Origin of the sequence: Stieleria sp., assembly GCF_041595215.1 — a bacterium.
GTDB lineage: Bacteria > Planctomycetota > Planctomycetia > Pirellulales > Pirellulaceae > Stieleria > Stieleria magnilauensis.
This window is the reverse complement of record NZ_JBFHKV010001433.1, coordinates 1-1,720: the sequence shown is the minus strand read 5'-3', so window position 1 is coordinate 1,720 and position 1,720 is coordinate 1. Positions and strand designations below refer to the sequence as shown.

Sequence of the window (1,720 nt, the reverse complement as noted above, 5' to 3'; positions counted from 1 at the left end):
CGAGCCATCGACGCCGATTGGGCCGGCGCGTTGAGCCCTTCGGCGAAGGGGTTGTTGAAAAAATCGTTGGGCTGTGCGAGCCGCTCCGGCGGGGCCGAAGATCGGGTCGGGGTGCGACGATAGTTTCCGACCGGGGCCGAACCATTGACCGGGGCAGTGGTGTTGTTGGGCGCAGTAAGGTTCGGCGCAGTGACGTTCGGTGCAGTGTATTGAGCTTGGCGGATCGACCGCGAGACGGCGGCGTGCTCAAACGCGTTGGATTGCTCCACCCGCATCGGATTGGCGATCGTCTGGTGATGGGCGACTTGGGCCACTGGGCCGGCAGCGGTCACGTGTCCCGGGGCGACGTTGACGGCGGGGGCGACATGGCCACGGGCGGCGACCGGCTGATGCGGCCGTGGCGGAAGCGCGAACACGTCCTGTTGGGACGGGTGTTGCAGAGCGGCCGTGCTGGAGGAGCTGGCCGTGCTGGCCGGGGGTGTGACTTGCGGACTCTTGCGCCACCGCAGGTTCCAACCCGGGTTGGTCGTCGCAGCCGGTTGTTGGGCCTGAACGTCGGCGGCAGCCCATGGTGCCACGGACAGGCACGCCACGGCCACGGCCATGGAATGCCGGGTCAGGCTTTGCCTAACTTTGGTCCGTCGAGTGGACGTCGGGGCTGTAGTTGGGCGCTTCTTGAGTGATCGCAATGTCATGCGGGTGGTTCTCCCTAACCGTCGCTGCGGAAACGCGAATGAATCGGCCATCGCGTTTCAATTCGTCGATCGTCCTGGTTCCTAAATATCCCATGCCCGCTCGCAAGCCGCCGACCAGTTGGTAGACGTAATCGCTAAGCGGACCTTTGTAGGGCACACGGCCTTCGACACCTTCGGGAACCAGTTTTCCTGCCTGGACCCCGCTCTGGCGATATCGATCGCTGCTGCCCTTGACCATCGCTCCCATCGATCCCATCCCGCGGTACGTTTTGAAGGTACGGCCTTGGTACAGGATGACTTTCCCGGGGCTTTCACTCAGTCCGGCAAACAAGCTGCCGATCATCACGGTGTTGGCTCCGGCAACGATTGCCTTGGTAATGTCACCGCTGAAGCGAACGCCGCCGTCGGCGATGACAGGTATGTTTTGCTGCTTGGCGACCGCGGTCGCCCGTAAGATCGCCGAGACTTGGGGCACGCCGACGCCGCTGATCACTCGCGTGGTGCAGATCGACCCGGGGCCGATTCCGACCTTGATCGCGTCCGCACCGGCATCAATCAGTGCCTGGGCCCCTTCTGCGGTCGCGACGTTCCCCGCGACCACATCGATGTCCCAGCCGGTCTGTGCCTTAATCTCTTTGACCGTCTCGACCACGTTTTTACTGTGGCCGTGAGCCGAGTCGACGACCAACAAGTCTACGCCTTGTCGAATCAGTTCCTCGGCACGCTCCAGATCACCCACCCCGATCGCCGCTCCGACCCGCAATCTGCCTTGCGGATCCTTACAGGCTCGGGGAAATCGCTTCATCATGTCGATGTCGCGGATGGTGATCAGGCCCGTTAGTTTTCTATCTTCGTCAATCAGCAAAAGTTTCTCGACTCTTTTTGCCGTTAAAATTCGCTCAGCTTCCTCAAGCGTTACATTCCCCGTCCCCGTCACCAGATTCTCACAGGTCATGACTTCGGAAATCGGGAGGTCTGGGTTCTCTAGGAAACGCAGGTCGCGGCGGGTCAAGATTCCGGCCAGT

2 protein-coding genes are annotated in these 1,720 nt (G+C 61.8%); both read right to left on the bottom strand.

The genetic code is table 11. The annotated features are described in order from the left end of the window. The coding region (locus ABX749_RS31875) for a hypothetical protein (RefSeq protein WP_372899589.1) at window positions 1–578 on the bottom strand (578 nt) is incomplete at its 3' end. A 49-nt stretch (window positions 579–627) separates the two neighbouring features. Further along, window positions 628–1,720 (bottom strand): IMP dehydrogenase (locus ABX749_RS31870; protein ID WP_372899588.1); only part of this gene is annotated, 1,093 nt, incomplete at its 5' end.